This is a genomic window from Stenotrophomonas sp. 93052_Sma, assembly GCF_056481145.1.
This window is the reverse complement of the sequence record NZ_CM151134.1, coordinates 3,711,287-3,735,861: the sequence shown is the minus strand read 5'-3', so window position 1 is coordinate 3,735,861 and position 24,575 is coordinate 3,711,287. Positions and strand designations below refer to the sequence as shown.

The window sequence follows — 24,575 nt, the reverse complement described above, 5'->3', positions numbered from 1 at the left end:
GCGAAATGGAGATTCGACACTTACGCTGCTTTCTCGCTGTCGCCGAAGAACTACATTTCGCCCGCGCGGCGGAGAGGCTGCACATCGAGCAGTCACCGCTGTCGCGCACTATCAAGGAGCTGGAGGAGAGCCTGGGCGAACAGTTGTTCATTCGTACCAGCCGCAGCACGCGGCTGACACGGGCGGGCAAGCTGTTTCTGGAGCATGTGCCGCGCATCTTCACCGCCTTGCAGCAGGCGCGCGATAGCGTGAATGCAGCCACCAACGGCTTCCACGGTCAGTTGCGTATCGCACTGTCCGACGGCATCACGCCCTCGCGCCTGCCGTCCTTGCTGGCGCTGTGTCGGCAGGAAGAACCCGAAGTCGAGATTCGCCTGTTCGAGGTACCCTTGTCGCAGCAGATCAAGGGACTGCATGACGACCTTTACGACGTGGGCTTTGCCCAGTCCGATGAAGTTGGAGAAGGCATCACTGCCGAAGCCGTTTGGAGCGATGCGCTGATGGTGGCGGTTCCTGCACGTCATCCGCTTTTGAAGCACAAGCGCATCCCGCTGGAAGAAGTGCTGCGCTATCCGCTGGTGTTGTGCGATCCGCACGTATGCGAAGGCCATGCTCGCCAAGTCGAGCGCGTACTGCGCCGGATAGATATGGAGCCGCTGATTGCCGAACGTGTGGCTTCGTGCGATTTGATGATGGCGTTAGTGTCGGCGGGCTTTGCGCTGGGCCTAGCCGGAGCGCCGCATATCGCAGGCAGCCGTGAGCCTGGGATTGTGGCTCGGCCGCTGGCGGGTCGCTCACCCATGCTGACCACTTATGTGCTGCACCGGGAAGGTGGATCCTCGGACGTGCTGTCACGCTTTATCGAGCGTGTGCAGGCCATCGAATCGCCGGACGGCATCAGAGCCACGCCCCCCCTTGAACCCGATTCCCAAGAGGAAGTCGAGTCATGACCATGAAGCAGATCGCCCCATTCCTGTTGGTCGCCGCGCTGTCCGCTTGCGGCCAGTCCGAAACACCGAAACAGGCAACCAATGTACCGACCGTGGAAGAGCTGGTCGCAGATCCTGCGCGCCTGAGGGAGCTGCGCCGCCAGTGCAAGACCGAACGCCCGACGATGGGAGACGTGCTGTGCAACCGGGTGGCCGAGGCGACGAACAAGCGCTTCTTTGGCTATGGAAACACGCCCTACACGCCGCCGAAGTTCTGATTGTTGGCTTTCTGCCGCGAATCTTGATTTTTCTTTCTCGACACGCCGCCGCGCGCTCACGCCTGCGGCGTTTTTACTGGTTTCGCCTCTGCATGACACCATGCTTTTTGCATCACCTTGCTGCCGATAACGGTCTTTGACCGGCACTGAACCGGCACCGATCCTGACGCCTGCGGCACGCCTTTGTGCCGCGTTTTCCACGGGGAATCAGCGCAGGAGAAATCGGAGGCCAGGGTATGCAAGCTCAGGGCGTGTTGTTCGGGCAGATCGCCGCCGTCTTCGGCATCGTGATCGCCGGTGTGTGGGGTGCCACGCAATGGACCGCCGCCGCCTTGGGCTACCAGCTACGCCTGGGCGCGCCCTGGTTCGACTTCCACGGCACGCCGGTCTATTACCCGTGGAAGCTGTTCGAGTGGTGGTTCTTCTTCGACGCCTACGCGCCGCAGGTGTTCGACACCGGCGGCATGATCGCGGCGAGCAGCGGCCTGCTGGCCGTGGTGGTCGCCATCGCCATGTCGGTGTGGCGCTCGCGCCAGGCGCGCAAAGTGACGACCTATGGCTCGGCCCGCTGGGCCGATGTCGCCGACATTCGCAAGGCCGGGCTGACGCAGCCCGCCGGCGTCTTTCTCGGCCAGCATGACGGCCACTACCTGCGGCACGAAGGGCCGGAACACGTCCTGACCTTTGCGCCCACGCGCTCGGGCAAGGGTGTGGGCCTGGTGGTGCCGACGCTGCTGTCCTGGCCGGCATCCGCCGTCATCCACGACATCAAGGGCGAGAACTGGCAGATCACCGCTGGCTGGCGCAGTCGATTTAGCCACTGCCTGCTGTTCAACCCGACCGATGCCAGTTCGGCGGCCTACAACCCGTTGCTGGAAGTGAGGCGCGGCGCGCACGAGGTGCGCGACGTGCAGAACATCGCCGATATCCTGGTCGATCCCGAAGGGGCGCTGGAGAAGCGCAACCACTGGGAGAAGACCAGTCATGCGCTGCTGGTCGGCGCGATCCTGCATGTGCTCTACGCGGGAGAGGACAAGACGCTGCGCGGCGTGGCGAACTTCCTCAGTGACCCGGCTTGCCCGTTCGAGCTGACGCTGCATCGGATGATGACCACGCGGCATCTTGGAGATGTACCGCATCCCGTTGTCGCGTCCGCCGCCCGCGAAGTGCTCAACAAGTCGGACAACGAGCGTTCCGGCGTGTTGAGCACCGCCATGTCGTTCCTCGGCCTGTACCGTGATCCGACCGTGGCCGCAGTCACGTCGCGCTGCGACTGGCGCATCGCCGATCTGATCGCGTCTGCATCCCCTGTGTCGTTGTATCTGGTGGTGCCGCCTTCGGACATCAGCCGCACCAAGCCGCTGATCCGGTTGATCCTCAACCAGATCGGGCGACGGCTCACCGAGTCGCTCGATGGCAGCGACGGCATTGAGCGCCGCCACAAGCTGTTGCTGATGCTCGACGAGTTCTCGGCTCTGGGGCGCCTGGACTTCTTCGAGACGGCGCTGGCCTTCATGGCCGGCTACGGCATCCGCAGTTTCCTGATCGCGCAGTCGCTCAACCAGATCGACAAGGCGTATGGGCAGAACCATTCGATTCTGGACAACTGCCATGTGCGCGTGACCTTCGCCACGAATGACGAACGCACGGCGAAACGGATCTCCGAAACGCTGGGCACGGCTACCGAACTGCGTGCGCAGCGGAACTACGCAGGCCATCGACTTGCGCCGTGGCTCGGCCACCTGATGGTGTCCCGCCAAGAGACGGCGCGGCCGCTACTGACGCCCGGCGAAGTCATGCAGCTTGCGCCAGACGAATCAGTGGTGATGGTGTCCAGCGTCGCGCCGATCAAGGCCAAGAAGTTGCGCTACTACGCTGATGCCAATTTCAAGCAGCGGGTACTGCCGCCGCCTGCGCTAACGGCAGGCCGCTATGCCGATGTGCCGCCTGCACGTCCCGATGACTGGAGCGGTTTGGCGATCCCGGCCGTGCCTGCGGCACAGGCCACGGCATCTGCCGATGACCTGGGTGGCTCCGACGACGGCGGCCCCCGCCGTCAGCCCGAGCTGTCCGAAACCGTCGCCTACGACCCCGAACCCGATTACACGCCCAGCGACTTGGCGCTGCTCGATGACGACGACATGCCCCCGCTGCTTCCCGACCAGTTCGACCCCGCCCTGCAACGCACGGCGCGGCTGGCATCTCTCGACCCCAACGACGGAATCGACATATGAGCCAATACCGATTGAACCTGTTCATCCAGCACGAGCACGCCAAGCGTCTGGACGAGCTGGCCGCGAAGAAAGGCGTGTCAAAGTCCAGCATCGTCGCCGCTGCCTTGGCGTCCTGGCTGTCACCCGATGCCGGCGACCAGCGTGAGGCCGCCATCGCCAAACGACTGGATCGCCTGTCGCGGCAGGCCGAGCGCCTGGAGCGTGACCAGAACATCCAGATCGAGACGCTGGCGCTATTCGTCCGCTACTACCTGACCGTCAGCACGCCGGTGCCGGAGGCCCATCAGGATGCGGCTCGCGCGCAGGGCAAGGCGCGCTTCGAGCAGTTCGTCGAACAGTTAGGCCGCCACCTGCTGCGTGGCCGCAGCCTGGTACGGGACGTGGTGGAAGAACTGCATCCCCAGGATCGTGAGTTCGAGATGCGCATGGATGACGCGGCCGCGATGGCCGCCGCCCATGAACGCACTGCGGAGCGTGCGTCATGAGTGCCGTTCCTCAAATCCCGCCCGAACCGCGCTCATCCGCTGCAGCATCCCAGGATCGCCGCATCCAGATGCTGCGCACGGCGATGGGGCCGGTGATCGCCGCTGCGCTGGAAGACCCGGACGTGGTGGAAGTGATGCTCAACCCCGACCGGACATTGTGGGTGGATCGGCTGTCGTCTGGCCGTGCGCCGCTCGGCGTCGAACTGCCCGAAGCCGATGGCGAACGCATCATCCGCCTGGTCGCCGCCCATGTCGGTGCGGAGGTGCATCGCGGCCAACCGCTCTTGACCGCCGAACTGCCTGAAACCGGCGAACGCTTCGAGGGCATCCTGCCGCCCGCCGCACCCGGCCCGGCCTTTGCGCTGCGCAAGCGTGCCGTGAGCATCATCGGTCTGGATCGCTATGTGGCTGATGGCATCCTGACCACTGGGCAGGCCGAGTTTCTGCGTCATGCCGTGCGCGAGCGGCACAACATCCTGATCGCCGGAGGCACCAGCACCGGCAAGACCACGCTGGCCAATGCCTTGCTGGCCGAGATCGCCGCCACCGGCGACCGCGTGCTGGTGCTCGAAGACACCATCGAACTGCAATGCGCGGCCCGCGACCATGTGCCGCTGCGCACCCGCGCCGGCGTCGTGTCCATGACCGAGCTGGTGCGGGCCACGATGCGCCTGCGGCCCGACCGCGTGATCGTCGGCGAAGTGCGCGGCGGCGAAGCGCTGGATCTGGTGAAGGTCTGGGGCACCGGCCACCCCGGCGGCATCGCCACCATTCATGCCGGCTCCGCGTTGGGCGCGCTGCTGCGCCTGGAGCAACTGATCCTCGAAGTGGCGGTGAATCCGCCCCGCGCCCTGATCGCCGAGGCGGTCAATGTCGTGATCCACATCGCAGGCCGCGGCCGCAAGCGCCACGTCGAAACCATTTCCCGCGTCGTCGGTTTCGACGGCGCGGGCTACCGCCTGGCGGATGCGCTGGAAGCGACGCTTCCCGAGCTGCCGCCGGTTCCTCTTACAGCCGCTGCCGCTACGCCTTCCTCGATCCCTGAACAACCTGGAGAACTGCCATGACGCACGTTGATGCTTTCCGTCTTTCTGTAAACCCGCTTTCCCCGCTGCCCATGCTGGCGCGTTTGCATCGCCTGGCCCGACCCGCAGGACAAGGGTTGCTGCTCGCGGTGTTGATGCTGTTGCTGGCGGGCACGGCGCAGGCCGCCGGTTCCTCAATGCCGTGGGAAGGCCCGCTGCAATCCATTCTCGAATCCATCCAGGGGCCGGTAGCCCGCATCGTCGCGGTGATCATCATCATCGCCACCGGCCTGGCGTTGGCCTTCGGCGATACCAGTGGCGGCTTTCGCAAGCTGATCCAGATCGTCTTCGGCCTGTCCATCGCCTTCGCGGCTTCGAGCTTCTTCCTGTCGTTCTTCAGCTTCTCCGGCGGGGCCGTCGTATGAGCACGGCCACCGATCTTCCGGGCTTTGAAGTGCCGCTGCATCGCTCGCTGACCGAGCCGATCCTGCTGGGCGGTGCGCCGCGCACCGTGGCGATTGCCAACGGCACGCTGGCCGCCGCCGTCGGGCTGGGCCTGCAACTGTGGATTCCCGGCGTGGTGCTCTGGATCGCCGGCCATTCGCTGGCGGTCTGGGGCGCGCGTCGATCCGCAGTTCATGCAGGTCTTCGCCCGGCACATCAAGCACAAGCCGCTGCTGGACGCATAGGGGAGTGCCGACATGCTGAACCTTGCCGAATACCGCCAGCGGCCCGCACTGCTGGCCGACTGGCTGCCCTGGGCCGGGCTGATCGGGCCGGGCGTCGTCTTGAACAAGGATGGCTCGTTCCAGCGCACGGCACATTTTCGCGGGCCGGATCTGAACAGCGCCACGCAAGGCGAGCTGATCGCCACGTCGGCACGCTTGAACAACGCACTGCGCCGCCTGGGGTCGGGCTGGGCCTTGTTCATCGAAGCCGAGCGCTGCGCAGCGGCGGGCTATCCACGTTCCGATTTCCCCGAGCCGTTGTCCTGGCTGGTGGAGGAAGAACGCCGTGCAGCCTTCGAGGAATCCGGCCACCACTACGAGAGCGCCTATCACCTGACGCTGGCCTACCTGCCACCAGAAGAATCCCGCGCCCGTGCCGCCAAGATGCTCTATGAGAATGCGCCGGGCGATGGCGTGGACTGGCAGGGTCGGCTGGAAGCCTTCGTGGCGGAAACGGATCGCGTGTTCGACCTGCTCGACGGCGTGATGCCGGAGATTGCCTGGCTCGATGACAGCCAGACACTGACTTACCTGCACGCCACGGTGTCCACGCGGCGCTACCGCGTCGGCGTACCCGAGGTGCCATTCCACATCGACGCATTGCTGGCCGACTCCGCGCTGGTCGGTGGTCTGGCACCCATGCTGGGCGATCAGCACCTGCGCGTGGTGTCGGTGCGAGGCTTTCCGACCTCGACTTGGCCGGGGATTTTGGACGACCTCAACCGCTTGGGCTTCGGCTATCGTTGGGCAACCCGGTTCCTTTGCCTCGACAAAGCCGAAGCGGAAAAAGAGCTTGGACGCCTGCGTCGCCAGTGGTTCGCCAAGCGCAAGAATGTCGTCGCGCTGTTGCGTGAAACGATCTTCCAGCAGGAAAGCCCGCTGGTCGATACCGACGCCAACAACAAGGCCGCCGATGCAGACGCCGCCTTGCAAGAACTGGGCAGCGATCAGGTGGCCTTCGGCTACCTGACGGCTACCGTGACAGTGCTCGACACCGACCCTGCCGTGGCCGACGAGAAGCTGCGCATGGTAGAGCGCGTCATTCAGGGGCGCGGCTTCGTCACCATCCCCGAAACCTTGAACGCGGTGGATGCCTGGCTGTCGTCCATTCCCGGTAACGCCTACGCGAATGTGCGCCAGCCCATCGTCTCGACGCTGAACCTGACGCACATGATGCCGCTGTCCGCCGTGTGGGCCGGGCCGGAGAAGAACGCGCATCTGGATGGCCCGCCGCTGATCGTCACCCGCACCGATGGCGCGACGCCGTTCCGGCTGGTGACGCACATCGGCGATGTGGGCCACACGCTGGTCGCCGGGCCAACCGGCATGGGCAAGTCGGTGCTGCTCGCCACGCTGGCAATGCAGTTTCGCCGCTATCCCGGCTCGCGCATCTTCGCCTTCGACATGGGCCGCTCGATGCGCGCCACCATCCTCGGGCTGGGCGGCGAGCATTACGACCTCGGCAATGACGGGGCGATTGCTTTTCAGCCATTGGCCCGCATCGACCAGGAGGGCTACCGCACCTGGGCCGCCGAATGGGTGGAAGGCCGCCTGTTGCATGAAGGTGTCGTCATTGGCCCGGACGAGAAGGCTGCGATCTGGTCGGCACTAGGCAGCTTGGCCGGTGCGCCAGCGGAGCAACGCACGCTGACGGGCCTGTCGGTACTGCTGCAATCGAACGCACTGCGCCAGGCGCTTGCGCCCTATGTGCTGGGCGGTGCCCACGGCAAGCTGCTGGATGCCGATGCCGACCGCCTGGGTTCCGGCGGCGTGCAGTGCTTCGAGATGGAAGAACTGATGCACAGCAAGGCGGCGGTGCTGGCCGTGCTGGGCTACCTGTTCGCCCGCTTCGATGAACGCTTCGACGGCGCGCCCACGCTGCTGATCCTCGATGAAGCCTGGCTGTTCCTCGATGACCCTGTGTTCGCCGCCCGCATTCGCCAGTGGCTCAAGACGCTGCGCAAGAAGAATGTCAGCGTCATGTTCGCCACGCAGTCGCTGGCCGACATCAAGGATTCGAGCATTGCACCGGCGGTGATTGAAAGCTGCGCCAGTCGGATCTTTCTCCCTAATCCGCAGGCCACCGAGCCGCAGATTCGCACGATCTACGAAGGCTTTGGGCTGAACTCTCGCCAGATCGAGATCGTGGCGACCGCGCAGCCCAAGCGGGACTACTACTACCAATCGCGTCTGGGCAATCGCCTGTTCGACCTCGACCTGGGGCCAACCACGCTGGCCTTCGCCGGGGCATCCACCCCACAAGACCAACGCGACATGGATCGCATGCTGCTGGACGCAGGCACACCTGGCTTTGCCGGTGCCTGGCTACGTCATCGCGGCCTCGATTGGGCGGCCGACCTGTTGCCGTCCGCACCGGCGGCCACTTCCTTTCTTTCCCAACCACAGGAGAACTTGCCATGAAGACCAAGCCCCGTCTGCTGTCTGTCTCGCTTGCCGCCGTGCTGTCGGTGTCGCTGCTAATCGTTCAGCCCGCATCCGCGCTGACGGTGTTCGACCCGTCCAACTTCGTGCAGAACACGCTGACCGCCGTGCGCACGTTGGAGCAGATCAACAACCAGATCAACCAACTCCAGAACGAAGCACAGATGCTGATGAACCAGGCGCGCAATCTGGCGAATCTGGACTTCAACATCGTCAATCGCCTGCGCTCGACGCTCGCCACGACCGAACGCCTGATCGCCGAGGCACGCGGCCTGGCCTACGACGTGCAGAGCATGGATGCGACCTTCGCCCGGCTGTACCCGGAGCAGTACGCCGCGACTGTCAGCGGCGACCAGATGGTGCGCGACGCGCAGGAGCGCTGGAAGAACACCTTGAATGGCCTGCATACCGCGATGCGGATGCAGGCGCAGGTGTCGCAGAACCTGGCAAAAGACGAAAGCGCACTGTCCGATCTGGTCAGCCAAAGTCAGTCCGCCACCGGCGCGCTGCAAGCCATGCAGGCGACCAACCAGCTTCTGGCCTTGCAGGCCAAGCAGTCCATCCAGGCGCAGCAACTCCAGATCACGCAGGAACGCGCCGCCGCGCTGGAACTGGCACGCCAAGCAGCGGCTGTCGAGCGTGGCCGTGAAGTGACGCGCCGCTTCCTGGGTGATGGCACGCCGTACACGCCGCAGCGCGTGGATTTCTACGGCAACTGACGGGAGACGGCCATGCGATGCGTTTCCTTGCTGCTTCCCGTGCTGCTGGTCGCTTGCAGCCAGCAGCCGACCGAAGACCTGGTCGCTGATCCCGTGCGGCTCAAGGCTTTGCGTGTGCAGTGTGCCGCCGACAGGACGGCCGCAGGCGAAGACGCCTGCCTGCCCGCGGCCGACGCTTTCCGGCGGCGCTTCGTCGCCGGTGAAACCGGGCCTGACGAGTTCCGCACGTTGGCCGATCTGCCGCCGATCCCGCCGAGCTTCGACTCGCCCATCAGTGACCAGGGCGCCATGCCCTTCGAGGGGGACGTGCCATGAATGACGTGACCGTGATCGACCGATTTCTCGCTACCTTCTCGCGCTACATCGACTCGGGCTTTGGGCTGCTGCAGGGCGAAGTCGCGTTCCTCACCGCCACGCTGATCGTCATCGACATGACGATTGCCGGGCTGTACTGGGCGATGAGCCACGCCACCGATCAGGGCGATGATGTGATCGCCAAACTGCTGCGCAAGGTGCTTTACGTCGGTGCCTTCGCCTACATCATCAACAACTTCAACTGGCTGGCCAGCATTGTCTTCCGCTCGTTCGCGGGCCTCGGCCTGACGGCCAGCGGCTCGACGATGAGCATGGGCGAATTCCTGCAACCGGGACGCTTGGCCAAGACCGGCATCGACGCGGCGGCCCCCATTCTTGAGCAGATCAGCGACATGGCGGGCTTCCCCGAAGTGTTCGTGAACATGACGCCCATCGTGGTCATGTTCCTGGCCTGGGCGGTGGTGATCCTGTGTTTCTTCGTGCTGGCGATCCAGCTTTTCATCACGCTGATCGAGTTCAAACTGACCACGCTCGCGGGCTTCGTGCTGGTGCCGTTCGCGCTGTGGAACAAGACCAGCTTCCTCGCCGAGAAGGTGCTGGGCAACGTGGTGTCCTCGGGCATCAAGGTGCTGGTGCTGGCCGTCATCGTCGGCATCGGCTCGGGCCTGTTTGCCGAGTTCCAGGTGCATCCGGCCGAGCCGTCCATCGACCATGCAGTGGTCATCATGCTGGCCTCGCTCACGCTGCTGGCGTTGGGGATCTTCGGGCCGGGCATTGCCACCGGGCTGGTATCCGGTGCACCGCAGCTTGGCGCAGGCGCGATGGCCGGTGCTGCGATTGGTGCCGCAGGCGCGGCGGTTGCCGTAGGTGCCGCCGCCACCGGCGTGGGCGGTGCCGTGATGGCCGGAGCGCGCATGGCACCGGCTGCCGCCAAGCTCGCCGGGGCTGGCGCGCGGGCCGCGACTTCGGCGGCTGGCAGCGCGAAGTCGGCTTTCCAGGCCGGTTCTGCCGCTGCGGGCGGCGGAGCCAAAGGCGCGATGGCTGGACTGGGCAGTGTCGCCAAGGGCGGCGCACAGGCCGCTGGCCAGCGCGCCGGTGCAGGCATCAAAGCGGCGGCAGCCAAGGCGGCCGCGCCATTCAAAGCAGGCTGGCAAGGCTCCGGCACCGATGGTGGCTCAGGCGGTGGCGCTGCCAGTTCCGGGCAGGCCACCGCAGGCGATGCCGCTGGCGACACGGCCAACGCGCAGAAGCAGGAAAAACCGGGCTGGGCCAAGCGCCTGCAACGCCGCCAACGACTCACCCAGGCCACCACCACGGCCGCGCACACGCTGCGCGGTGGCGACGGCGGCGGTTCGGGCCAAGGCCCGAGTCTGCGAGATTCCGATAGCTGACTTTCAAGGAGAACGCCATGCGATTCAAACGACCGCAGGTGCGCTATGCCGATACGCCGCAGCCTGCCACCCCGTATCAAGCCGCTGCCCAGGTGTGGGACGAGCGCATCGGCTCGGCCCGCGTGCAGGCCAAGAACTGGCGATTGATGGCCTTCGGCTGCCTGGTGCTCGCGCTGCTGATGGCCGGTGGCCTGGTGTGGCGCTCGGCCCAATCCATCGTCACGCCCTATGTCATCGAAGTCGATCAGTCCGGCCAGGTGCGCACCGTGGGCGAAGCGGCCACGCCGTACCGGCCCACCGATGCGCAGACGGCACACCATATCGCGCGGTTCGTGACGCTGGTGCGCTCACTGTCCATCGACCCCATCGTCGTGCGCCAGAACTGGCTCGATGCCTACGACTACACCACCGACCGAGGCGCGGCGGTGCTTAACGACTATGCGCGGGTGAATGACCCGTTCGCCCGCATCGGCAAAGAGTCGGTAACGGTACAGATCACCAGCGTGGTTCGCGCCAGCGATGCGTCGTTCAACGTGCGCTGGATGGAACGCCGCTACGTCAATGGCGCGGCGGCCGGGCTGGAGCGATGGACGGCGGTGGTGTCCATCGTGCAGCAGACCCCGCGCACCGAAGAACGCCTGCGCCGCAACCCGCTGGGCATCTACGTCAATGGCCTGTCGTGGAGCCGTGAACTGGATTCGTCTGAAGGAGTGAAGCCATGAATGTGCCTTTCCGTTTTTACGCTTTGCCGCTTGTCGTGCTGGCCTTGGCCGGCTGCGCCACGCAGGGCAAACCCCCGCCAGTGATTTCCTTGGATGAGCCGGTACAGGCGGAGCCTTTGCCGGAAATGCCTGTGCCGATCGAGGTGGTCACTATTGCAGAGCCACTGCCATTGCCTGAGCAGTTGAAGCCAGTGCCGGAGGAAAAGGATGCGAAGCCTGCGCCTGAACCGGCTGATGAGACGGTACGTGTCTCGAAAGCCAATGCCGAGGCACGGGTGGCTCCGACGCGCGAAGGCTATGTCAATGCGATCCAGGTCTGGCCGTATAGCGATGGCGCGCTGTACCAGGTCTATGCGTCAGTAGGTCGCGTGACGGTGATCGCGCTCCAGCCTGGCGAGGAACTGGTGACGGTCGCTGCGGGCGATACCGTGCGCTGGATCGTCGGTGACACCTCCAGCGGCAGCGGGGCCGATCTGCGCGTCAATGTGCTGGTCAAGCCTATCCGTTCCAGCTTGAAGACCAATCTGGTCATTACCACCAGCCGCAGGACGTACCTGCTGGAACTGACTTCGACCGACAAGGCATGGATGGCGTCGGTGTCCTGGGACTACCCGAAAGACCGAATGCTGGCCTTGCGGCGCCAAGCCCAAGCCGCCAACGCTGCCGCGCCGGTCGATGCAGGCTTGTCGCTGGATAACATCCGCTTTCGCTATGCAATCAGCGGCAGCAATCCATCGTGGAAACCGCTGCGCGCTTTTGATGATGGCGAGAAGGTCTATATCCAGTTCCCGGCAGGCATCGCCCAGGGCGAGCTGCCGCCGCTGTTCGTCATCGGCGCACAGGGCGACGGGCAACTGGTGAACTATCGCTTCCGCTCGCCGTACTACATCGTGGATCGCCTGTTCGGTGCAGCAGAACTGCGCCTGGGGGCCGACAAGGGCGATATGGTGCGCATCGAGCGCGCGGATGGCATCGTCGGGAGGAACTGAGCATGAGCCAGGACGACACTCCCGACCTTGCCACGCCGCAGGCGGACAAGATGGCACCCGAGGCGGTGGCGCTGCGCGCCCAACCGCGCCCGGTCACGCGTCTGAACCGACGCACGCTGGCCATCCTCGCTGGCGGCCTGTCGGTTGGCGTGATGGGCGCGCTGATCTGGTCACTGCAACCGCAGCAACGCGGCGCGGGCGAATCCACCGAACTGTACAACGTGGATCGTGTATCGCGCTCGGAAGGCCTCGACCAACTTCCTGCCGACTATTCCAAGTTGCCAGCGCTGCCGCCCGACGTGCCGGAGCTGGGGCCACCGCTACCGGGTGATCTGGGGCCGGCCATCGTCAATTCGCAGCAGCCGGTCGCCGCCACCTATGCCGCGCCCGGCTACGACCCCAACGATGCGCTGCACAAGGAAGCAGAAGCGGCGGCAGCTTCAACGGTGTTCTTCCGCACCGGCTCCCCGCAGGCCGCGCCCGTGGCGCAGTCGCAAGTCGCTGCCGCGCCGGGCTTCGCCGCCAATGCCGCTTTCGATCCACTGGCCGCTGGCCCGGCCTCGACGGCGGCCCAGCCTGCTGATCCGACTGCCGTGCAGAACCGGCAAGACCAGAAAGAGGCGTTCCTGACAGGCGGTTCTACGGAAACCCGTAACTCCGGCAACCTGCAAATGCCCACCTCGCCGTATCAGGTGATGGCCGGAACGGTCATTGCCGGGGCACTGGTCACGGGCATCAAGTCCGACTTGCCGGGCGACGTGATCGCCACGGTGACGGAACCGATCTACGACACGGCCACTGGCAAGTTCCTGCTGATCCCGCAGGGATCTCGCATACTGGGCAAGTACAACAGCCAGGTCAGCTACGGCCAGAGCCGCGTGCAGGTGGTGTGGAATCGCATCATCCTGCCCGACACGTCATCACTCACGCTCGACAACCTGATCGGCACCGACCCGGCAGGCTATGCCGGTCTGGAGGACAACGTGGACTGGCATTGGGATCGGATCTTTGCAGGTGCCGTGCTGACCACGCTGCTGGGTGTCGGTGCCGAACTGGCTGCACCTGAGAACCGCCAGGACGGCGATCGCGTCATCATCGCCGGGCGCGACAGCCTGCAGGACACCGTGAACCAGGTCGGCCAGGAAGTGACCCGGCGCAATCTCAACATCCAACCCACGCTGACCAGCCGCCCCGGCTTGCCGGTGCGCATCATCGTCAACCGCGATCTGGTGCTACGGCCTTATCAGCCGCTGTTCTTCAACAAGGGGACTTCTCGATGAGCACGACCAAGAAACTGCGGCTGGGGCCGCTACCCAAGACCGAAAGCGTCAAGCTGACCTTCGCTTGCCCGGCCAGCTTGAAAGCCGATCTCGACCGCTACGCCGCGCTGCATGCGCAGGCGTATGGCGAGGCGGTCGATGCCTCGACGCTGATCCCGCACATGCTGGAGGCGTTCATGGCGGGGGATCGGGGATTCAGGAAAGGAAACGGCAGCAAGGCCGTGCCACCGAAGCCAAGCTGAAGATGCACTGGAACCAGACTGACCATCCCTCGAACGCGCAGCCCAACGCTGCGCGTTCTTCGTTCTGGATAGGCTGCGAGGGAATCGGCTAAGATGACTGAACAAGCCTGCCAGCCATTGGCAATCTCCATCGCTGCAACGCGACTCGACTCTCTTTCTCCAGGCTCTTATGTGGCTCCCAGCCCACAATGCCGCATCCTCTGCGAACGGCATGAAACAGAGCTAACCTATTGCCCCGTATATGGTTTCAAGCTTCGCGTGATTTCAACAAAATGCTTGACGCCAGCAATTTTTTATGGGCCGTTTGCAGGGTCGAGCCGTGCTCGACTGCTTTTCTGACGGTCGACGCTAGCGGTACGGCGCCGGTGGAAAGCGCTCGACCAGGAAGTCCAGGAAGCTGCGCAGGCGGGTCGAGTGGTAGCGATCGTGGGCGTAGACCACGTGCATCGGCCGACCGGTCTGGCCGAACTCAGGGAACAGCTGCACCAGGCGTCCGGTGTCGATGTCGGCAGCCAGCAGCAGTGCCGACTGCAGCACGATGCCCAGCCCGTGCAGCGCTGCCGTGCGCAGCGCGTCGCCGTTGTTGATCTGCAGCCGGCCGCCGGGCACACGCTCGAGTTCGCCAGCATTGGCCTGCAGCCACTGTGCGAGTGCGCTCGGTTCGAAGGACAGGCACTGATGCAGGGCGAGGTCCTGCAGGCTGCGAGGCGTGCCATGCCTGGCCAGGTACGCCGGTGATGCGCACATCATCAAGCGATACGGTGCCAGCGCACGCGCCACCAGCATGCTGCTGTCGGCCAGCGTGCCGATGCGCAGCGCCGCTTCGAAACCCTCCTCGGCGAGGTCGACCACGCGGTCGCTCAGCGTGACTTCGACCCGGACATCCGGATGGCGTGCCATGTATTCGGCCAGTGCCGGTACCAGTGCGTGCGTGCCGAAGATCACCGGCGCACTGATGCGCAACGTGCCCGCCGGTGCCAGCTGCTGGTGCTGCGCCTGTGCGTCCGTTTCTTCCACCAGCCGCAGGATCTCCCGGCAGCGCGTGTAGTAGTCCTCGCCGAAGGGCGTCATGTGCTGGCGCCGGGTGGTACGGCTCAACAGCTGCATCCCCAGCCGTGCTTCCAGCGCACGCAGGTGCTTGCCGGCCATCGTCGCCGAGATATCCATCGCCGCCGCAGCAGCGCTGAGGCTGCCCTTGTCCACGATCAGCACGTAGACCTGCATGCTCTCCAGCAGATTCATCTGACACCCCGGGTGTTGAATGCTGAAACCTGCGCGGAGTTTATCAATCAGGGGTGATCAAACAGCATGTACTGCACGGGCCGGATGTACCGGCTGGCGGATTGGGAGAACATCATGGATCTGGGGCTTGAAGGGCGTACCGCGCTGGTCACCGGGGCGGGCAGTGGCATCGGTGCCGGTGTGGCCAGGCTGCTGGCGGCCCAGGGAGTACGCATTGCGATCAGCGCACGGCGTGCCGAGCCGCTGCATGCACTGGCGGCAGAGATCGAATCTGCAGGCGCGCCGGCACCGATCGTCCTGCTGGGCGACCTCACCGATGCGGAGCAGGTACGCCACATTGCGGATGCAGCCTCGGCGGCACTGACGCGTGTCGACATCCTCGTCAATGCGGCTGGAGGAGGCCGGCCGACCACGGTGGATGCGGGGGACGATGTCTGGGAGGAAGCCATGGCCTTGAACTTCTCTTCGGCACGACGCCTGACCCAGGCACTGCTGCCGGTGATGCAGGCACAGGGCTGGGGGCGGGTGATCAACCTCAGCGGTTCAATGGAACCGCGCGCGGTGAATGCTGCCACGGCGGCGAAGGCGGCGTTGCATCTGTGGAGCAAAGGGCTGTCGTCGGCGCTGGCCTCACAGGGCATCACGGTCAATGCAATCGCGCCGGGACGCATCAACAGTGCTCAGATCCGGGACCGGCTGCATCCCACCGAGGAAAGCCGGCGTGAGTTCATCGAACGCAACATTCCGATCGGGCGTTTTGGTGATCCGGAGGAGGTGGCGCCGCTGGTGGCCTTTCTGGCCTCGCCCTTGGCCGGCTACATCACCGGCGCGGTGATTCCGGTGGATGGCGGCATGCACTACTTCGCGCATTAGCCTTCCGTTTGTAGAGTCGAGCGGTGCTCGACTGCTTTGCTCGAACAGTCGAGCACGGCTCGACTCTACGACTGCCAACGAAAGGGGCGACCCGCAGGCCGCCCTTCGCACACACGGTGAAGCCCGCCAACTCAGCGCGGCGAGGCCACCGCACGGTTGCTCGAAGCACCCTTGCCCTTGCGCTTGTCCTGCTGCGCCGGGCTCGCGCCTTCGGCCATCAGGTTGTCGCTGCCGAAGTCGGTGTCCACGTCCAGCCAGCGCTGCGTCGGCAGGCCGAGCGCGGAATCGAGCACCGTCGGCAGCAGGCCGCTGGGCAGGCCGCTTTCGCCGTTCCACATGATGGCGATGCCGAGATCGCGTTCCGGCACCAGCGCAACCAGGCCGCGATAGCCCTGCACGGCACCGGCATGGAACACCACATCGTGGCCGGCGTAGTCGAAGGTGCGCCAGCCCAGTGCGTAGCCGGCCGAATGCAGGCGCTCGCGGCGCCAGCCCGAACGCATTTCGCCCGGGGTGTTGATCAGGCTCGAATGCAGAGTGGCCAGCAGCGGTGCCGGCAGCACGTCCGGGCGATGGCCGGTGTGTGCCAGCAGCCACTGCGCCATGTCGCTGGCGCTGGCGTTGACGCCGGCGGCCGGGGCGACGCGGTAGTAGGTCGGCTTCGGTGTCAGCGACACCCAGCCATTGCGGCTGCGCACGTGCGGACGCGCCCAGCGCGAGCTGGCCTGGATACCGGCCAGGCCGAGGCTGGCATCGTTCATGCCCAGCGGCTTGAAGATGCGGCGCTCGACCGACTGCTCGTAGAAGCTCCCCGAGGCGGCATAGACGACGTCGCCGATCAGGCTGAAGGCCACGTTCTGGTAGGCGTAGCAGTCGCCCGGCAGGCACTTCAGGCTGGTTTTGGCCAGCTTCTGGGTGAGTGCGTAGTACTCGGCGTTGCCTTCGATGTCGCGGTCGTAGGCGTTGTACGGCAGGCCGACGCGGTGGCTGAGCACGTCGGCCACGGTCAGGCGATCGGTCGCTTCCGGAGAGTTCAGGCGGAAGCCCGGCACGTAGTCGGTGACCTTGCTGTCCCAGCGCAGCGTGCCATCGTTGACCAGCAGTCCGGCCATGGTGCCGGCGAAGGCCTTGGACAGCGATGCCAGGCGGAACACGGTGTGGGCGTCGACCGGCAGCGGGTTGTTGACATCGGTAACGCCATAACCACGCGCGCTGAGTACGCGGCCACCCTGCACGATGGCCACGGCCATGCCGGGCACACGCTCGCCATAGGTGAGTTGCTGCGCCATCGATTCGATGTTGGCCACGTTGAAGCCGGCCGCCGGCAGCTGCACCTGCGGCACCAGGCCGGTGCGGTAAGCGGCGGGCTGGGTGTGGGCGACGGCGGTGGCGGCGGATTCGATGTTGGCCGGCATCGGCGGCAATGGCGGCGGGGTCTGCGCGGTGGTGGACAAGGCAACGGGCATCAACATGCCCAGCAAACCGGTGGCCGCCGAACGGATCGGACGACGCAGGCTGTTCTTTTTCATCGTGGAGACCCGTGCGCGACTGCTGATGGCGATTCTAGCGCCGCTTTTCCCTTGTGCACAAACAAAGCGAAGATGAATGCGCATCTCGTTGAAAAAGTTGGAATTTTGACGCCCCGAAAGCATGTGTCGGAACGTGTCGTCCGGGCGGGGCCGTGACACTGCGTTGCGGCCTTCTGCGTGGCTGCTGCTGGCGATGTTGCAGTGCATTGGCTAACGTACGCGCTTCACTGCCCCCGGAGCCTGCCATGCCGCTGTCCAACCGCCGTCTTCTGGCGAGGGACGCCGCGTGAGCGCGGTGAAGGGCAAGGGGCCGTTGCGTGGGCTGGCGGCGGCACTGCGTGAGTCGCCGGCGCTGTGGTGGTCGTTCCTGTACTTCTTCTGCCTGCTCAGCGGCTACTACGTGCTGCGCCCGGTGCGTGAGGCGATGGCTGCCTCGGCCGATCTGGAGACCGTGTTTCCGCCGATGCTGATCGCCTGGTTCGCCAGCCACGGCATCGCGCTGAAGGATTTCGTCCTGCAGTTCCTGTTCTCCTGCGTGTTCGTGATCATGCTGGTGCTGCAGCCGGTGTACGGCTGGCTGGTCAGCCGCTTCCCACGGCGGGTGTTCCTGCCGGCGGTGTATGGGTTCTTCATCGTCACCTTGCTGGGCTTCTACGCGCTGTTCGACAGCAACGTGCCGGGGCGCGGCATGGCCTTCTTCCTCTGGGTGATGGTGTTCAACCTGTTCGCGGTGGCGGTGTTCTGGAGCTTCATGGCCGACGTGTTCTCCAACGCGCAGGCGCGGGCGTATTACGGCTACATCGGCGCGGCTGGCACCATCGGCGCGTTCCTGGGCCCGCTCATTACCAGCGCGCTGGCACAGCGTCTGGGCATCGCCAACCTGATGCTGGTGTCTGCGGGTTTCCTGATTGTCTGCTTGTTATGCATCTGGCGGTTGCGGCACTGGGCGGTGCTGCGCGAACGCGAGCAGCAGCTGGTCTCGGGCGAGAAGCCGATGGGCGGCAGCGTGCTTGACGGCCTGAAGCTGATCGCACGCGAGCCGCTGCTGCGCTGGCTGGCGGTGCTGGTGGTGTTCGGCGTGGGCGTGGGCACCCTGTTGTACAACCAGCAGGCCAGCATCGTGCGCGCGGCCTTCAACGACCCGGCTGCCAGCACCGCGTTCTTCTCGCGCATCGACCTGGCGGTGAACGCGCTGACGCTTCTGTTGCAGTTGAGTCTGACTCGCTGGCTGTTGTCGCGCCACGGCATAGCCCCGGCCCTGCTGATTCCCGCGTTCGCCATCCTGATCGGCTTCTCGGTGCTGGCCGCATCGCCGCTGCCGATGATGGTGGCGGTGGTGCAGGTGCTGACCCGCGCCAGTGAATTCTCGCTCTTCAAGCCGGCACGCGAAACCATCTACACCCGGGTGGACCGCCAATGGCGCTACAAGGCCGGTGCGGCCATCGACACGGTGGTCTACCGTGGTGCCGACCTGAGCTTCACCTGGGTGCACAAGTGCTTGTCGCTGTTTGGTTCACATGTGGTGTTCATCGGTGGCGTGGTGGCTGCCGCGTGCATGACCGCTGCCGCATTCGGTGTGCTGCGCGAAGAAAAGAAGCTGCCGCGCGACCGCTGATCCCGTCCAGTCTTTTTGAGGAGAGAAACGATGTCGCTGATCGCGCTGCTGCTGACCGTGCTGGTCGCGGTGCTGCACCTGTATTTCCTGGCGCTGGAAATGTTCCTGTGGACCCGCCCGCTGGGCCTGAAGACCTTCCGCAACACGCCCGAGAAGGCAGAGACCACGCGCGTGCTGGCGGCCAACCAGGGCCTGTACAACGGCTTCCTGGCGGCGGGCATCGTGGTGGGGCTGGTGATCGATCAGCCGGTGCTGGTGACGTTCTCGCTGGCCTGCGTGGTGGTGGCCGGGTGCTATGGCGCGTACAGCGTGAGCCGGCGCATTTTCATGATCCAGGCCATACCGGCCATTCTGGCGCTGGTGTCGCGAGCGCTCTGACGTGGGCGCGTGCTGGCAGGCGCCGCCGCTCAGCGGCTGATGGCGCGCATGAAGCCCAGCCACATTGGCACGGCATGCAGCGCCGCACCCAGCACGAACAGGCCCGTCAGCAGGTGTACGCGCCAGTCGTTGATACGCAGGAAGACGAATTGTTCAAGCGCGCGGCCCACCCAGAACACCGCCATGAAACCCAGCAGGACCAACCCCAGACGAGTGCCGACCAGGTCCGGGGCAAAGATCAGCGCGATCAGCCCCATTCCCAGGAACACATAGATCACGCGCAGATTGAGGATCTGCATGATCGCGCGGTTGACCGTGCCGAGCTGGGCGAGCTCGCGTTTCCAGCCGAACAGCCGCCAGAACGCCAGATGGAAGGCGGCAAACCCCAGGCTGTGAATGCCTGCCAGGCGCACAAGCAGTTCAGCGGTCGTCATGGTTGATCAGCCTGTGCGCGGAGGGCGCGGCGATACCCACATTGCGATGGTCGCATGGAACACCTCGGTCCCTGCCGCATCGGTCACGCTGACCTTCACGGGCAGGTCGTAGCCGTCCGCAGCACTGACGATGGACAACACTGGCGTCGCCACGGCCTTCAACGTGCCCAAGGCCTTGGCCTGGTATTTCACTTCCATGCCCTTGGGGATCCAGCGCATGTCTGCCGGCAGGCTGGCGTCCACCATCACCCCGCCGACCAGCTCGGCCAGGTTGCACATCGCGATCGCATGTACCGTGCCGATGTGGTTGTTGATGCGGCGGTGCTGGCGGATCACGCCTTCGCAGCGGCCTGGCTCCAGTGCGGTGATGGTGGGTGCGATGCTGGCGAAGTAGGGCGCCTTGAAGCACACCGCGCGCGAGAACAGCCAGTTGCCGGCAGGCCAGCGCTGCAGGCGGTGGTAAAGCGAGAGCAGGGGCGTGGACATGGTTGATGTTCCGGTCGGCGGATAAAGCGACGGCGGGCCGAGGCCCGCCGTCGTGGCAACGCGTGTCGCGGGCGATCAGGCCGCCTGCGAATGCGGGTCCTTGTGCTGGCGGTCGTAGTAGCTGGCCGCGCGCAGTTCGTGGGTGTCGAAGTCGTCCACGGTGATGGTGTCCAGGGTCAGCGTACGCAGTTCTTCCAGCAGGCTGCGCTCGTCCTGGGTGATCACGCCTTCGGCCACGGCCTCGTCCAGCTGGCTCTTGAAGTCCAGCGCTTCGATGCCCTTGCTCTTCAGCGCCTTCAGGAACTTGCGCTCCACCGGCTCGGCCATGATCGCCTTGCTCAGGTAGCTGTTGATGCGGCCACCCGGGTTGTTCTCGCACGGGGTCAGGAACACGCCACTGGCCAGACGGTCGCGGGCTTCATTCGGTGCCATCAGCAGGGCGGCCACGCGGCGGCTCAGGCGATCGCCCGGTGCCTCGGCGCGACGGCCCAGCGGGAAGATCAGTGCCCACATCAGCCAGCCGATCGGTCGGATCGGGAAGTTGCGCAGGGCCGCCGACAGCGATTCCTCGATCTTGTGCACGCTGTCATGGAAGGCCCAGGCCAGCAGCGGCTGGTCGGCCTGCGGTGCGCCTTCGTCGTGGTAGCGCTTGAGCATGGCGCTGGTCATGTAGACGTGGCTCAGCACATCGCCCAGGCGGCCGGACAGCGATTCCTTGAACTTCAGCTTGCCGCCGAGGGTCATCATCGAGATGTCGGCCATCAGCGCCAGGTTGGCCGAGTAACGGTCCAGCTTGCGGAAGTAGCGGCGGGTGTAGGCGTCACCCGGGGCAGCACCGAAGCGTGCACCGGTCAGGCCGAACCAGAACGAACGCACGGCATTGGAGAGGCCATAGCGGATGTGGCCGAACAGGCTGCGATCGAACTCCTGCAGACCGGCACGGGTATCCGGATCCTGCGCAGCCTTCATTTCCTTCAGCACCCACGGGTGGCAGAGGATCGCACCCTGGCCGAAGATCAGCAGGCTGCGGGTCATGATGTTGGCGCCTTCCACGGTGATCGCGATCGGCGCGGCCTGCCAGCTGCGGCCGGCGAAGTTGCGCGGCCCCAGGATGATGCCCTTGCCGCCGATCACGTCCATCATGTCCGAGATCACTTCGCGGCTCATGTTGGTGCAGTGGTACTTGGCGATGGCCGACGGCACCGACGGCACGTCACCACGGTCAACCGCCGCGGCCGTGGCCTGCGACAGCGCACTGATCTTGTAGGCCTTGCCGCCGATGCGGGCCAGCGCTTCTTCCACGCCTTCGAAGCGGCCGACCGACAGGCCGAACTGCTTGCGGATGCGCGCATAGGCGCCGGTCACCGCGGCACCGGCCTTGGCACCACCACTGGCGGTGGACGGCAGGGTGATCGAGCGGCCCACGGCCAGGCACTCGTTGAGCATGTTCCAGCCCTTGCCGGCCATGGCAGCGCCACCGATCAGTTGGGTCAGCGGAATGAACACGTCCTTGCCGCGGATCGGACCGTTCTGGAACGTCGAGTTCAGCGGGAAGTGGCGACGGCCGATTTCAACGCCGGCGGTGTCGCGCGGCAGCAGGCCCAGGGTGATGCCGATGTCGCGGGTATCGCCGATCAGGCCATCCGGATCGTACATGCGGAAGGCCAGGCCGATCAGCGAAGCGACCGGGGCCAGGGTGATGTAGCGCTTGTCGAAGGTCAGCTTGACGCCGAGCACCTGATCGCCGTTCCACTCGCCCTTGCAGACGATGCCGTAGTCCGGAATCGAGGTGGCGTCGGAGCCGGCGAACGGACCGGTCAGGCCGAAGCACGGCACTTCGCGGCCATCGGCCAGGCGCGGCAGATACTGGTCCTTCTGTTCCTGGGTGCCGTAATGCACCAGCAGTTCACCCGGGCCCAGCGAGTTGGGCACGCCGACGGTGGAGCTGACCACCGAAGACACCGACGCCAGCTTCTGGATCACCTTGTGGTGGGCCAGCGCGGAGAAGCCCAGGCCGCCGTATTCCTTCGGGATGATCATGCCGAAGAACTTGTTCTTCTTGATGAAGGCCCACAGTTCCGGCGGCAGGTCAGCGTGGACGTGGGTGATTTCCCAGTCGTTGACCATGGTGCACAGCTCTTCCACCGGGCCATCGAGGAAGGCCTGTTCTTCGGCGGTCAGCTGCGGCTTGGGATAGTTGAGCAGGATGTTCCAGTCCGGATCACCGGTGAACAGTTCTCCCTCGAAACCGACCGAGCCGGTTTCCAGCGCGATGCGCTCGGTCTGCGACAGTGGTGGCAGCACCTTGCGGAACACCTTCATCATCGGGCCGGTCAGCAGCGGCTTGCGGATGAACGGCAGCAGCAGCGGCACGGCGATGACAGCCAATACAGCGGCTGCGACGATCGTGGCGGTCTGGTTGACGTAGGGAATGAACCAGCAGGCGGCCAGCAGGGCCACGCTGATCAGCGTCCAGGTAACCAGCCGCATGCGGTGGTAGGCGACGAACGCGCCTGCCAGCAGCAGGGCGAGGAAGGGAAGAACGATGCTCATGAGCGTGCTCCGGTGACGTGCTCGTTTGTGGCGGACGAAGCCGCAGCGTCTGCTGCGGGCAACACGTCCAGATAGTCCAACACAGTAGCGGTAAAGGCGTCGTTGTCATCGCCGGCGACCATGTGCGTGGCCTGCGGCAGCTGTACATGGCGCGCGTGCGGCGCCAACGCCAGGAATTCGGCCACGGTCTGCGGCGTGACCAGGTCGCTGCGACCGCCACTCACCAGCAGCAGCGGGCACTTCACCTGGCGCGCGGCCTCGGCCAGTGCGTCCTGGTGCTGTTCGCTGTCGCGGGCCAGTTCGGCCACCAGGCGCGGATCCCAGTGCCAGCGCCAGCGCCCGTGACCGTCTTCGCGCAGCAGCGCGCAGCGACTGCTCGGATTTGCGCGGACGGTGCGGCATGTAGGCCGAGATCACGTCGGCGGCCTGGCTCAGCGAGGCGAATCCGTCGGGATGGGCGGTCATGAAGGCGAGGATGCGCTCGACACCGGCGGTATCCCAGCGCGGGGTGATGTCGACCAGCACCATCGCCGAGAACAGGCCCGGCCAGCGCGACTCGGCCAGCAGGCCGAACAGGCCCCCCATCGAGGCTGCAACCAGCACCGGCGGGCGCGGCTGTTCACCGGCCAGCACGATCAGGTCATCGGCGAACTGTTCGCCGTGATAGGGCAGGTCGGCGGCATTCCAGTCCGAATCGCCGTGACCACGTGCGTCATAAGCCAGTGTCTGCAGGCCGGCTGCAGACAGGGCACGCGCGGTGGCATTCCAGGCGTGACGGGTCTGGCCAAAACCGTGCGCGAACAGCGCCCGGCCACGACGACCGTGGTCGCTGGCAGTGGCGGCGAGGCGAGCACCATGGGCCGCCTCCAGGTGCAGGTCATGGAACGCAGCGGGAGTAGGGGACGTAACCATACTTGCTAGTATGGATCGCTTGTGGGGGAAGTCAATACTGCATCGTATGGTGCGGTGCGGCAGCCCTGCAGGAGAGCCCTTTGACGGTTTCGCCCGCAACGGCGTACTGCAACGAACCCCGGCGTATGGTTAAATCAGCCCATGAATCAACCTGACGCTTCCGCCGGCGAACCGCGCGCCGGCCGCAACAGCCGCCTGAGTGCCGAAGACTGGGCCCAGGCGGCCCTCGACCTGATTGCTGAACAAGGCGTAGGCGCCGTTGCGGTGGAACCGCTGGCGCGGCGCCTCGGCGTGACCAAGGGCAGTTTCTATTGGCATTTCCCCTCGCGTGACGCCTTGCTGCAGGCCGCGCTGGAACGCTGGGAACTGTTCGAACAGGAACAGGTGTTCGGCAGCCTGGAAGACGTACCGGACCCGCGCGTGCGCCTGCGCCAGCTGTTCCAGATGGTGGCGCATGAAGTGCAGCCGCACATCATCTACAGCGAGCTGCTGAAGGCACTGGACCATCCGATGGTGCGTCCGGTGATCGACCGCGTGTCGCAGCGCCGCCTCGACTATCTGATCGCCTCGTTCCGCCAGGCTGGGCTCAGCTCGACCGATGCGCGCCACCGCGCACGTCTGGCCTACGCCGCCTATGTCGGCTTCCTCCAGCTGTCGCTGCAGCTGCAGCAGCCCAAGCAGGCGCGCGAGGATTTCGAGGCCTATGTCGAGCATCTCATCGAGACGCTGATTCCGAACGGTTGAAGATCGCCGTACTGGTCACGAGAAAGCCGC

At 65.3% G+C, this 24,575-nt stretch carries 24 protein-coding genes and 1 pseudogene; 19 read left to right on the top strand and 6 right to left on the bottom strand.

Annotation, left to right across the window (positions count from 1 at the left end):
• Positions 1 to 5: 5 nt before the first annotated feature.
• The 15 genes and pseudogenes from ACZK2V_RS17555 (at position 6) to ACZK2V_RS17485 (ending at position 13,779) form a co-directional block, all read left to right on the top strand.
• The gene (locus ACZK2V_RS17555; protein ID WP_004350822.1) at positions 6 to 950 is read left to right on the top strand and encodes a LysR family transcriptional regulator; all 945 of its coding nucleotides are present in this window, start codon (positions 6 to 8) and stop codon (positions 948 to 950) included.
• Positions 951 to 952: 2 nt separating this feature from the next.
• Positions 953 to 1,207 carry an EexN family lipoprotein gene (locus ACZK2V_RS17550; protein ID WP_024718240.1) on the top strand — a complete coding sequence of 85 codons (255 nt, stop codon included), beginning with the start codon at positions 953 to 955 and terminating at the stop codon, positions 1,205 to 1,207.
• 236 nt (positions 1,208 to 1,443) lie between these two features.
• On the top strand, positions 1,444 to 3,441 hold the full coding sequence (locus tag ACZK2V_RS17545; RefSeq protein ID WP_022960602.1) for a conjugal transfer protein TraG: 1,998 nt from the start codon (positions 1,444 to 1,446) through the stop codon (positions 3,439 to 3,441).
• Positions 3,438 to 3,926 (top strand): ribbon-helix-helix protein, CopG family, encoded by a 489-nt coding sequence (locus ACZK2V_RS17540; RefSeq protein ID WP_008294937.1) that lies wholly within the window; start codon positions 3,438 to 3,440, stop codon positions 3,924 to 3,926. The genes ACZK2V_RS17545 and ACZK2V_RS17540 overlap by 4 nt, the downstream gene beginning before the upstream one ends.
• A 68-nt stretch (positions 3,927 to 3,994) precedes the next feature.
• Positions 3,995 to 4,993: a P-type conjugative transfer ATPase TrbB gene (trbB, locus tag ACZK2V_RS17535; RefSeq protein WP_009398091.1), complete on the top strand. Its 999-nt coding sequence runs from the start codon at positions 3,995 to 3,997 to the stop codon at positions 4,991 to 4,993.
• Positions 4,990 to 5,376 carry a TrbC/VirB2 family type IV secretion system protein gene (locus tag ACZK2V_RS17530; protein WP_022960600.1) on the top strand — a complete coding sequence of 129 codons (387 nt, stop codon included), beginning with the start codon at positions 4,990 to 4,992 and terminating at the stop codon, positions 5,374 to 5,376. The genes trbB and ACZK2V_RS17530 overlap by 4 nt, the downstream gene beginning before the upstream one ends.
• A pseudogene (locus ACZK2V_RS17525) lies at positions 5,373 to 5,640 on the top strand (VirB3 family type IV secretion system protein). Before ACZK2V_RS17530 ends, ACZK2V_RS17525 begins: the two are co-directional and overlap by 4 nt.
• A gap of 12 nt (positions 5,641 to 5,652) precedes the next feature.
• Positions 5,653 to 8,100, top strand: coding sequence for a conjugal transfer protein TrbE (gene trbE, locus ACZK2V_RS17520; RefSeq protein ID WP_022960599.1), 2,448 nt, complete (start codon positions 5,653 to 5,655; stop codon positions 8,098 to 8,100).
• On the top strand, positions 8,097 to 8,840 hold the full coding sequence (gene trbJ / locus ACZK2V_RS17515; protein WP_004350802.1) for a P-type conjugative transfer protein TrbJ: 744 nt from the start codon (positions 8,097 to 8,099) through the stop codon (positions 8,838 to 8,840). Before trbE ends, trbJ begins: the two co-directional genes overlap by 4 nt.
• Before the next feature lie 12 nt (positions 8,841 to 8,852).
• Positions 8,853 to 9,155 (top strand): hypothetical protein, encoded by a 303-nt coding sequence (locus ACZK2V_RS17510; protein ID WP_004350800.1) that lies wholly within the window; start codon positions 8,853 to 8,855, stop codon positions 9,153 to 9,155.
• Positions 9,152 to 10,546 (top strand): P-type conjugative transfer protein TrbL, encoded by a 1,395-nt coding sequence (gene trbL / locus ACZK2V_RS17505; protein WP_004350798.1) that lies wholly within the window; start codon positions 9,152 to 9,154, stop codon positions 10,544 to 10,546. The genes ACZK2V_RS17510 and trbL overlap by 4 nt, the downstream gene beginning before the upstream one ends.
• Positions 10,547 to 10,563: 17 nt before the next feature.
• Positions 10,564 to 11,268 carry a conjugal transfer protein TrbF gene (gene trbF / locus ACZK2V_RS17500; RefSeq protein ID WP_022960598.1) on the top strand — a complete coding sequence of 235 codons (705 nt, stop codon included), beginning with the start codon at positions 10,564 to 10,566 and terminating at the stop codon, positions 11,266 to 11,268.
• Complete coding sequence (gene trbG / locus ACZK2V_RS17495) at positions 11,265 to 12,257, top strand: P-type conjugative transfer protein TrbG (RefSeq protein ID WP_009398076.1); 993 nt, start codon at positions 11,265 to 11,267, stop codon at positions 12,255 to 12,257. The genes trbF and trbG overlap by 4 nt, the downstream gene beginning before the upstream one ends.
• 2 nt (positions 12,258 to 12,259) lie before the next feature.
• Positions 12,260 to 13,537: a TraB/TrbI/VirB10 family type IV secretion system protein gene (locus ACZK2V_RS17490; protein WP_009398074.1), complete on the top strand. Its 1,278-nt coding sequence runs from the start codon at positions 12,260 to 12,262 to the stop codon at positions 13,535 to 13,537.
• Positions 13,534 to 13,779: a DUF2274 domain-containing protein gene (locus tag ACZK2V_RS17485; protein WP_009398072.1), complete on the top strand. Its 246-nt coding sequence runs from the start codon at positions 13,534 to 13,536 to the stop codon at positions 13,777 to 13,779. Before ACZK2V_RS17490 ends, ACZK2V_RS17485 begins: the two co-directional genes overlap by 4 nt.
• A 348-nt stretch (positions 13,780 to 14,127) precedes the next feature.
• Here ACZK2V_RS17485 and ACZK2V_RS17480 read toward each other — a convergent pair whose 3' ends face one another.
• Positions 14,128 to 15,021, bottom strand: coding sequence for a LysR family transcriptional regulator (locus ACZK2V_RS17480; RefSeq protein ID WP_486322633.1), 894 nt, complete (start codon positions 15,019 to 15,021; stop codon positions 14,128 to 14,130).
• Positions 15,022 to 15,135: 114 nt separating this feature from the next.
• Here ACZK2V_RS17480 and ACZK2V_RS17475 point away from each other — a divergent pair, with 114 nt between their 5' ends.
• Positions 15,136 to 15,894, top strand: coding sequence for an SDR family NAD(P)-dependent oxidoreductase (locus ACZK2V_RS17475; RefSeq protein WP_486322632.1), 759 nt, complete (start codon positions 15,136 to 15,138; stop codon positions 15,892 to 15,894).
• A 131-nt stretch (positions 15,895 to 16,025) separates the two neighbouring features.
• Here the strand turns inward: ACZK2V_RS17475 and ACZK2V_RS17470 are convergent, their stop codons facing one another.
• Entirely contained in the window at positions 16,026 to 17,423 is a 1,398-nt protein-coding gene (locus ACZK2V_RS17470; RefSeq protein ID WP_486322631.1) for a serine hydrolase domain-containing protein, read from the bottom strand.
• Positions 17,424 to 17,709: 286 nt separating this feature from the next.
• Between ACZK2V_RS17470 and ACZK2V_RS17465 the strand changes: the two genes are divergently transcribed.
• Together ACZK2V_RS17465 and ACZK2V_RS17460 are read left to right on the top strand one after the other, a co-directional pair.
• On the top strand, positions 17,710 to 19,038 hold the full coding sequence (locus tag ACZK2V_RS17465; protein ID WP_486322630.1) for an NTP/NDP exchange transporter: 1,329 nt from the start codon (positions 17,710 to 17,712) through the stop codon (positions 19,036 to 19,038).
• A gap of 30 nt (positions 19,039 to 19,068) precedes the next feature.
• On the top strand, positions 19,069 to 19,416 hold the full coding sequence (locus ACZK2V_RS17460) for a DUF1304 domain-containing protein (RefSeq protein ID WP_486322629.1): 348 nt from the start codon (positions 19,069 to 19,071) through the stop codon (positions 19,414 to 19,416).
• A gap of 29 nt (positions 19,417 to 19,445) precedes the next feature.
• On the opposite strand, the gene ACZK2V_RS17455 is transcribed toward ACZK2V_RS17460, so the two are convergent.
• The 4 genes from ACZK2V_RS17455 to ACZK2V_RS17440 form a co-directional block, all read right to left on the bottom strand.
• Positions 19,446 to 19,850, bottom strand: a complete 405-nt coding sequence (locus tag ACZK2V_RS17455) for a hypothetical protein (protein ID WP_032130062.1) — start codon at positions 19,848 to 19,850, stop codon at positions 19,446 to 19,448.
• A gap of 6 nt (positions 19,851 to 19,856) precedes the next feature.
• A complete protein-coding gene (locus tag ACZK2V_RS17450) occupies positions 19,857 to 20,336 on the bottom strand; it encodes a hotdog fold domain-containing protein (RefSeq protein ID WP_180845387.1) in 480 nt (159 codons plus the stop codon).
• 75 nt (positions 20,337 to 20,411) lie between these two features.
• Positions 20,412 to 22,889, bottom strand: a complete 2,478-nt coding sequence (locus tag ACZK2V_RS17445) for an acyl-CoA dehydrogenase (protein WP_486322628.1) — start codon at positions 22,887 to 22,889, stop codon at positions 20,412 to 20,414.
• A gap of 105 nt (positions 22,890 to 22,994) precedes the next feature.
• Positions 22,995 to 23,801 (bottom strand): alpha/beta fold hydrolase, encoded by an 807-nt coding sequence (locus ACZK2V_RS17440; protein ID WP_486322627.1) that lies wholly within the window; start codon positions 23,799 to 23,801, stop codon positions 22,995 to 22,997.
• Positions 23,802 to 23,942: 141 nt separating this feature from the next.
• Here ACZK2V_RS17440 and ACZK2V_RS17435 point away from each other — a divergent pair, with 141 nt between their 5' ends.
• Positions 23,943 to 24,545 (top strand): TetR/AcrR family transcriptional regulator, encoded by a 603-nt coding sequence (locus ACZK2V_RS17435; RefSeq protein WP_006464233.1) that lies wholly within the window; start codon positions 23,943 to 23,945, stop codon positions 24,543 to 24,545.
• Positions 24,546 to 24,575 lie beyond the last annotated feature (30 nt).

Bases quoted from the DNA above. Each gene is read 5' to 3' on its own strand.
- ACZK2V_RS17485 (WP_009398072.1), top strand. From the start codon at position 13,534: ATGAGCACGACCAAGAAACTGCGGCTGGGGCCGCTACCCAAGACCGAA.
- trbE (WP_022960599.1), top strand. From the start codon at position 5,653: ATGCTGAACCTTGCCGAATACCGCCAGCGGCCCGCACTGCTGGCCGAC.
- trbL (WP_004350798.1), top strand. From the start codon at position 9,152: ATGAATGACGTGACCGTGATCGACCGATTTCTCGCTACCTTCTCGCGC.
- ACZK2V_RS17455 (WP_032130062.1), bottom strand. From the start codon at position 19,850: ATGACGACCGCTGAACTGCTTGTGCGCCTGGCAGGCATTCACAGCCTG.
- ACZK2V_RS17545 (WP_022960602.1), top strand. From the start codon at position 1,444: ATGCAAGCTCAGGGCGTGTTGTTCGGGCAGATCGCCGCCGTCTTCGGC.
- trbJ (WP_004350802.1), top strand. From the start codon at position 8,097: ATGAAGACCAAGCCCCGTCTGCTGTCTGTCTCGCTTGCCGCCGTGCTG.
- trbB (WP_009398091.1), top strand. From the start codon at position 3,995: ATGCTGCGCACGGCGATGGGGCCGGTGATCGCCGCTGCGCTGGAAGAC.
- ACZK2V_RS17470 (WP_486322631.1), bottom strand. From the start codon at position 17,423: ATGAAAAAGAACAGCCTGCGTCGTCCGATCCGTTCGGCGGCCACCGGT.
- trbG (WP_009398076.1), top strand. From the start codon at position 11,265: ATGAATGTGCCTTTCCGTTTTTACGCTTTGCCGCTTGTCGTGCTGGCC.
- ACZK2V_RS17450 (WP_180845387.1), bottom strand. From the start codon at position 20,336: ATGTCCACGCCCCTGCTCTCGCTTTACCACCGCCTGCAGCGCTGGCCT.
- ACZK2V_RS17460 (WP_486322629.1), top strand. From the start codon at position 19,069: ATGTCGCTGATCGCGCTGCTGCTGACCGTGCTGGTCGCGGTGCTGCAC.
- ACZK2V_RS17550 (WP_024718240.1), top strand. From the start codon at position 953: ATGAAGCAGATCGCCCCATTCCTGTTGGTCGCCGCGCTGTCCGCTTGC.
- ACZK2V_RS17530 (WP_022960600.1), top strand. From the start codon at position 4,990: ATGACGCACGTTGATGCTTTCCGTCTTTCTGTAAACCCGCTTTCCCCG.
- ACZK2V_RS17480 (WP_486322633.1), bottom strand. From the start codon at position 15,021: ATGAATCTGCTGGAGAGCATGCAGGTCTACGTGCTGATCGTGGACAAG.
- ACZK2V_RS17510 (WP_004350800.1), top strand. From the start codon at position 8,853: ATGCGATGCGTTTCCTTGCTGCTTCCCGTGCTGCTGGTCGCTTGCAGC.
- ACZK2V_RS17475 (WP_486322632.1), top strand. From the start codon at position 15,136: ATGGATCTGGGGCTTGAAGGGCGTACCGCGCTGGTCACCGGGGCGGGC.
- ACZK2V_RS17540 (WP_008294937.1), top strand. From the start codon at position 3,438: ATGAGCCAATACCGATTGAACCTGTTCATCCAGCACGAGCACGCCAAG.
- ACZK2V_RS17445 (WP_486322628.1), bottom strand. From the start codon at position 22,889: ATGAGCATCGTTCTTCCCTTCCTCGCCCTGCTGCTGGCAGGCGCGTTC.
- ACZK2V_RS17490 (WP_009398074.1), top strand. From the start codon at position 12,260: ATGAGCCAGGACGACACTCCCGACCTTGCCACGCCGCAGGCGGACAAG.
- trbF (WP_022960598.1), top strand. From the start codon at position 10,564: ATGCGATTCAAACGACCGCAGGTGCGCTATGCCGATACGCCGCAGCCT.
- ACZK2V_RS17555 (WP_004350822.1), top strand. From the start codon at position 6: ATGGAGATTCGACACTTACGCTGCTTTCTCGCTGTCGCCGAAGAACTA.
- ACZK2V_RS17435 (WP_006464233.1), top strand. From the start codon at position 23,943: ATGAATCAACCTGACGCTTCCGCCGGCGAACCGCGCGCCGGCCGCAAC.
- ACZK2V_RS17440 (WP_486322627.1), bottom strand. From the start codon at position 23,801: ATGGTTACGTCCCCTACTCCCGCTGCGTTCCATGACCTGCACCTGGAG.